Below are 6262 nucleotides of genomic sequence, written 5' to 3'. Positions count from 1 at the left end.
GAGCATTGATTGAAAAGACGTGGGACACGGAAAACGCAGGACATAGAAAGACGCGAAATATAAACTGACGCAGCACAGTGAGTGACGTAAGACATGAACGGACGTTTTGTGCGTCTTTTTGTGTTTTACGTCCTTTATTGTGTTGCGTCAGTTTCATAACATCTTCCAGAGACAGGCCGGTTACTTTGGCCACGAACTGTGGGTCTGTGCCTTCTTTCAAGAGGTTCAGGGCTGTTTCAGTTATACCTTCGGCTTTGCCCTCAGCTTTGCCTTTCGCTTCGCCCCGAGCTCCAGTTGTTCTGCAATGGTCATGAAGGTGTCTCCTATGGGCTTGGGTAGCCGGTGGCTTTCTTCGACCAGATAGTCAATGTCGATGACGTTGCCAGTTCTGGTTGCGCAGTTTAGCAAGGTCTTGAAGAAATCCAATTGCTGGTGGTTCTGGTTACCCAGGGTGGCGCAGTCAAGCAGCCATTCCAGTGAGTAAGGGTCGATGTGGGGTTCGCGTATGTGCTTGATTACCCTGGCGACAATGCCGATCCACCGTTGCTGTTTTATTTCATCGTCGCTGAGCTGGTTGATGTCGACCAGTGGTATGGGTTCATGGAATAAGGTTTTCATCAGGCCCAGTGGGTCCGGGCGGTGATTCTGGCCTCTTGGCAGTGGTTTGGTTCACTGGCCGGGATGCTTCCGGTCGGGCAGGGGACTGGCCTCCTACGGGTGTGGTGGGTTGTGCGTCCGTTTGTGTTCCACGTCATTCAATCCTATTCTGAGACTTGAAGGTTGAGTAAAAAAGGAATAATTTATACTCATGCTAAAGTTTGAGTTTGATAAAGAGAAGAGTGTCGCCAATCATCGCAAGCACGGAATCGATTTTCTGGCCGCCCAGGCGCTTTGGGATGACTCGGATCTGTTAGAAATTAGGGCTAATTCAGAAGATGAACCACGATTTTTGCTAATCGGCAAAATAGGTGACAAACATTGGTCTGCCGTTGTGACTTACAGAGGTGAAAATATCCGATTGATTTCTGTCAGGCGGGCCAAGGGCAAAGAGGTGTTACTGTATGAAAGCTAAAGACTTTGATAAGAAATTCGATGATGACGCGTTGGATATTACCGATGACCTTGATCTAACCTCAGCACGCCGCGTGAATCAACAGCAAAAGCGAATCAATGTCGATTTTCCAGCTTGGGTGGTCGAGTCGCTGGATCGTGAGGCAGCACGTATTGGTGTTACCAGGCAGTCTATTATTAAAGTGTGGTTGGTCGAACGGTTGAAAGCTGAGGCTTCGAACGATGGTTTAAAAGAACTAGGCCACTAGACAACATATGGACGGATACCACGCTCAGGCAACCAGTAGAGTCTTTCGTAGCAAGCCAGTCTACTGGGTGACGGGGAGAACGGGTAACCGGTGACATCAGCGCCATAAAAGCGAATCGGAGTGAGAGGGCATTCTATGAGAACACCTGAACAGAGAGCTGCGTTGGACGATTTTGAGCTGGAAGCCGATTACGATTTCTCAAATGGTGTTCGTGGTCGCTTTTATTCTGCCAAAAAAGTATCCACAACGATCCGTCTGGATAACGATGTGGTGTTGCTATTGAAGAAACAGGCTGCAGAAAAACACATTGGCTACCAGACACTGATTAACACGATACTCCGCGATTATTCCATGCATACTGTGCACGGTTCAGAGCGGGAAGAAACGTAAGTCATTAAAATACGTGGGACATTGACTGACGCGAAACATTAAGAGACGTAACACAGGAATTGACGCGAAACATGTACTGACGTTTTAGGGATTGCCCTCCTACTGTAGGGGTTGGGCTTCTATTTGACCCGGTTTTCCGGGCTCGCTATGCTACTGTATAAATATACAGCATAAGGCGAATGGCATGGAAGGATCCCGGCGCGTCAGTCATGACCAGAATTTCAAAAACCTCATTATTGATTATCCGTTGCAGGCTATTCAGTTGTTCAGCCCAGAAGAAGCCGGGCACCTTGGTCCCGAAACGCGGGTGGTTCCGCTTCGGCAGGAACAGCTGAAAGAGCGGTTAGGGGAGCGGTTCCGCGAGCTGGATGTTCCGTTGATGGTGGAGTGGCCCAACGGTCAGCGAGAAGCACTGCTGTTCGTGTTGGAAGAGGAAACAGACCCAGGTCGGTTTTCCATACACCGTTTGGCGCATTATTGCCTGGATTTGGCTGATTTATGCCAGACGACCCGGGTGGTACCGGTGGTGATATTTCTGAATTCGCTCGGAAAAGAACCCACAGAACTGACCCTGGGTGGTGACCGGCACGATTATCTGCAATTTCAGTACATTCGGTGTGCGCTTGCTGAATGGGAAGCAGAAAAGTACTGGGACAGCAACAACCTGATTGCCCGGTTATGCCTCAGTTTGATGCACTGGTCAGCGGACCAAAAGCTGAAAATGTACGCCAAAGCGGTGCAGGGGCTGGTTACACTGGAACCCAATCCTGAAAAACAACTGAAATATTTGGACTTCATCGACATCTATTCAGAGCTGGACGATAATGAACAGGTGCAATACAAGGCGGAATACCCGCAGGAGGACCAAACCATGGCAAGCCTGACAGAACGGCTAAAGGCCGAAGGAATGGAGCAAGGCAGGGTTCAAGGTATGGAGCAGGGCAGAGCTCAAGGTATGGAACAGGGTGAACGTGCAGTTATAAGTCGCCTGCTTCAACGTCGATTCGGTTCACTTGATGCACAAACACTAGCCCGGCTCGAGGCTGCTAATCAGAATCAGTTGGAGCTCTGGGCTGAGCGTATATTGGATGCAGGTTCGCTGGCAGAAGTTTTTCGAGAGCATTGATTGAAAAGACTAAGAGCAGCGAAATAGGCGGTACAACGCTTTTTGGTTTTTCGTAGGAAGCCAGTCTCTGGGTGACGGGGGAGAATGGGGAGCCATTGAAGTTGGCCTTTTGAGCGGTGGTTTTATTCACCGGCCGGGGTGCTTCCGGTCGCCCAGGGGACTGGCCTCCTACGGGTATAGAGGGTGTTTGGTCTTTTGTTGTAGGAAGCCAGTCCTCTGGGTGACGGGGAGAATGAATCACCGGTGAAGTTGGCCTGTTGGGCGGTGGTTTTGTCCGGTGGCTGGTGTGCTTCCAGTCGCCCAGGGGACTGGCCTCCTACGGGTGTGGTGGGTTGTGCGTCTTTTGGTGTCTTGCGTTCGTTATTGTGTTGCGTCAGTCGGTGTTCCGCGTCACTTCCTGTGTTGCGTCAGTTCGTGTTCTACGACCTTTGTCGTGTTCCGTCACTTCATCAGTTGTATTCGGTAAAATATACACAGATAATCGATTATAAATCTGTTATCTGTGTAAAATCTGCATATGAGCATTGAGCAACAGCTTCAACAATTCGGTAGCGCCCCTTTTAGCCGGTCTTCGCTGTTATCAATTTTGGATGAATACAGCGCTGTGAACGACAAAATAGCCAGCCTGGTAGATCGCGGCGTATTGCTGCCCCTGAAGAAGGGCGTGTATGTTCTGGGGTCACCGTGGCGCCAACAGCCTCTGTGTTTACCTCTTATTGCCAATAACTTGTACGGCCCCTCCTGTGTATCGCTTGAGTATGCCCTTGCCTGGCATGGTGTGATTCCCGAAGGGGTGTTTACCGTAACATCGGTGACCTCCCGCAGGGCGAAAGCCTACGAAACCTCACTGGGTTATTATACGTATCAACACATACCGGAATCGTTGGTGCTGGTAGGTGCCCGAATGGAGTCGGTAACCGAGGGAAAGGGCCATTATTTAATGGCGGGGCCAACGAAAGCACTGTGCGATAAGCTATTGCTGACGCGTAACCTGAGATTGGCATCACTGACAGCGATGGAAACCTTTCTGGAAGATGATTTGCGAGTAGATCGTGCAATGTTAAAAAACCCGGAGCCGGAGGTGGTTACACAGTATTTGTCGGCTGGCCATAAAGTGCCGTTGTTTAGGTTACTGGGCCAGGTTTTGGAGCAGTGGTCATGACGGTCGTCGAGCAAATGCTGGCCCGTTATAAGGGTGATGTGACTTCCAAAGAGCTGGCTTTGCGAGAGGTTATGCAGGAAATAGCCTTGGCGGGGCTGCAGCGGGGTGGTTTTTTTGATCGCACCGCTTTCTACGGGGGTACCTGCTTACGCATTTTCTATGGCCTTCCCCGGTTTTCAGAAGACCTGGACTTCTCTTTACTGGCCCCGGATCAGTCTTTTTCGCTGGAGCCTTATTTCAGGGCGCTTCGGGATGAGTTCAGCGTGTTTGGGTTCGATGTTAGTGTCACGGCAAAAGAGAAAACGGCAGAGTCCGACATCGAGTCAGCCTTTTTGAAGAAAACATCCAGTCTCTACGATTTGACGGTTAATGGCCAAAAGGCCATAAAAATAAAACTGGAAGTCGATAAAGAACCGCCACTGGGGTTCAAAACCGAAGAACGCCTGCTTATTCAGCCCTATTCGTTCTATACCAAATGCTTTGCATTGCCGGACTTGTTTGCGGGCAAAATGCATGCGCTGCTGTATCGCAAGTGGGGCAAACGAGTTAAGGGGCGCGACTGGTTTGACTTCGAATGGTATGTTCGCCAAGGGCACCCGTTGAACCTGCAGCATTTTGCGGAACGTGCGTTTCAGAGTGGGGATTTGGCCGCACGTGAAATAGCGATACCAGAGTTTAAGGTGCTGTTAAAAAACAGAATTGAAACGCTGGATATACGCTCTGCGCGCAGTGACGTAATCAGGTTTGTTCCCGATGCCAAGGCTCTGGATATATGGTCCCGCGATTATTTTTTGCAGCTGATCGGAATGCTTCGGTTTAGCGAGTAAGTGACTTGTTTTTCGTAGGAAGCCAGTATATGGTCTCCTCCCTCTTTGCAAGGCTTCCAGCTGTAACAAGCAGGGATAGGTTGGCTGCCGTATATTCGGTCTCTCTATGCGACGCATTACCATGGTGTGGTCGCGGACCTTGATGAGCTTTCGCACGTACCGTCCTCTAGCGTCCTCACGGGCTTTGCCCTTTGGCTTCCACGGGTTTTCGGTACGTCGGTTCAACCTGTTATGCCGTCAATGCTGTCTGCCTTCGCAACCTGGGAAGTGAGTGGTGCTATTCAGCCTCCAACTGCTTGCTCAGGCGTACGCCGCCTGAACCTTCTGATAACTTGTTTGCTGTCTGACAACCGACCAGCCAATTCGAGCCAGCTTGCTGGCCAGTGCCACCACAGCGATGTTGTGCCCTCGCCGGGCTTTAACCCGCAGGAACCACTGACTCAGCGGATCCTCTCTGCCAGGCATCACACGCGCGGCGGCGCGTGCGCCGTGAACCAGCAAGGCTCTTAAATTCTTATCGCCCACCTTACTAATGCCCAACAACACCGTGCGTCCGCCGGTACTGTGCTGCTTTGGCACCAGACCCAGCGCACTTGAGGCTTGGCGACCTTTGCGGTACTGGCTGCCATCGCCAAGCCAGCAACTGAACGCCGTGGCCACCAGAGCGCCAAACCCAGGTATGCTCATCAGCCACTGGCAGTGCTCGTCCGCTTTGGCCAGCGACTCGATCTGTTTTGTATACCCGTCGAGCTCTTGTTCCAACAGTTGATACACCTCATAGCGACGGTGCAGCAGTTCTCGTATCGGCGGTGTCAGGCCGTTGGTGGCATCTTCCAGTACCAACGGGAGCGCACGTTTGAAGTGCCGTTTTCCTTGTGGGATCGTTACCCCATACTCCATCAGAAGCCCCCGAACCTGATTAATGAGAGCTGTTTGTTCTTTCAATAGCTGCTCACGCACCCGAAACAGGCTTTGCAGGTCTTGTTGAGCCAGGGTTTTCACCTCGGTTGCTCGAATACGGCCGTGCAGATGCGCCTCGGCGATGGCAGTCGCGTCGTTGAAGTCATTTTTCTGACCACGCTGATAGGCTTTCACATGCTGAGCGGGCAGGATCGCGACGGGAATATTCAGCTCCTGCAGCGACCGTGCCCAATGGTGGGCGCCACTGCAGCCTTCCATCGCAACGATGCCCGTCTTCTGAGCCAGAAAGGGCAGCAACCGATCACGAGTAGCTTTCTTGCGCCAGACCGTTTTGCCCGTGGCACTTAAGGCCACCAAATAGAACGTGTTTTTTGCCAAATCAACGCCGATTGTTTTAACCTTTGCCATGGTTTCCTCCTCGCGTCATGAGTTGGATGTCTCACCCACCATGATGGCGCAATATGACGCCGAGCCCAATGGGCGGGGGAGGAGACCATCTCAGCGTCCTCTGGGTGAC

Annotated in this window: 8 protein-coding genes; 6 read left to right on the top strand and 2 right to left on the bottom strand. The window is 51.5% G+C overall.

Going from position 1 to position 6262, the window contains the following annotated elements; genetic code table 11:
- Positions 1-240: 240 nt before the first annotated feature.
- The gene (locus G565_RS0122270) at positions 241-618 is read right to left on the bottom strand and encodes an Rpn family recombination-promoting nuclease/putative transposase (protein ID WP_028672744.1); all 378 of its coding nucleotides are present in this window, start codon (positions 616-618) and stop codon (positions 241-243) included.
- 190 nt (positions 619-808) lie between these two features.
- Between G565_RS0122270 and G565_RS0122265 the strand changes: the two genes are divergently transcribed.
- From G565_RS0122265 to G565_RS0122240, 6 genes are all read left to right on the top strand, one after another.
- Complete coding sequence (locus G565_RS0122265) at positions 809-1072, top strand: BrnT family toxin (protein WP_028672743.1); 264 nt, start codon at positions 809-811, stop codon at positions 1070-1072.
- Positions 1062-1319, top strand: coding sequence for a type II toxin-antitoxin system BrnA family antitoxin (gene brnA, locus G565_RS0122260; protein ID WP_028672742.1), 258 nt, complete (start codon positions 1062-1064; stop codon positions 1317-1319). Before G565_RS0122265 ends, brnA begins: the two co-directional genes overlap by 11 nt.
- Before the next feature lie 135 nt (positions 1320-1454).
- Complete coding sequence (locus G565_RS25605) at positions 1455-1709, top strand: BrnA antitoxin family protein (protein WP_051208453.1); 255 nt, start codon at positions 1455-1457, stop codon at positions 1707-1709.
- Between the two features lie 184 nt (positions 1710-1893).
- A complete protein-coding gene (locus tag G565_RS0122250; RefSeq protein ID WP_028672741.1) occupies positions 1894-2835 on the top strand; it encodes a DUF4351 domain-containing protein in 942 nt (313 codons plus the stop codon).
- Between the two features lie 604 nt (positions 2836-3439).
- Positions 3440-3997 carry a type IV toxin-antitoxin system AbiEi family antitoxin domain-containing protein gene (locus G565_RS25600; protein WP_157600207.1) on the top strand — a complete coding sequence of 186 codons (558 nt, stop codon included), beginning with the start codon at positions 3440-3442 and terminating at the stop codon, positions 3995-3997.
- Positions 3994-4824 carry a nucleotidyl transferase AbiEii/AbiGii toxin family protein gene (locus G565_RS0122240; protein ID WP_037341185.1) on the top strand — a complete coding sequence of 277 codons (831 nt, stop codon included), beginning with the start codon at positions 3994-3996 and terminating at the stop codon, positions 4822-4824. The genes G565_RS25600 and G565_RS0122240 overlap by 4 nt, the downstream gene beginning before the upstream one ends.
- 300 nt (positions 4825-5124) lie before the next feature.
- On the opposite strand, the gene G565_RS0122235 is transcribed toward G565_RS0122240, so the two are convergent.
- On the bottom strand, positions 5125-6153 hold the full coding sequence (locus tag G565_RS0122235) for an IS110 family RNA-guided transposase (protein WP_028670063.1): 1029 nt from the start codon (positions 6151-6153) through the stop codon (positions 5125-5127).
- Positions 6154-6262 lie beyond the last annotated feature (109 nt).

The organism is Saccharospirillum impatiens DSM 12546, from assembly GCF_000423605.1.
GTDB classification, from domain to species: Bacteria; Pseudomonadota; Gammaproteobacteria; order Pseudomonadales; family Natronospirillaceae; genus Saccharospirillum; species Saccharospirillum impatiens.
This window is presented reverse-complemented; position numbering and strand designations above follow the sequence as displayed.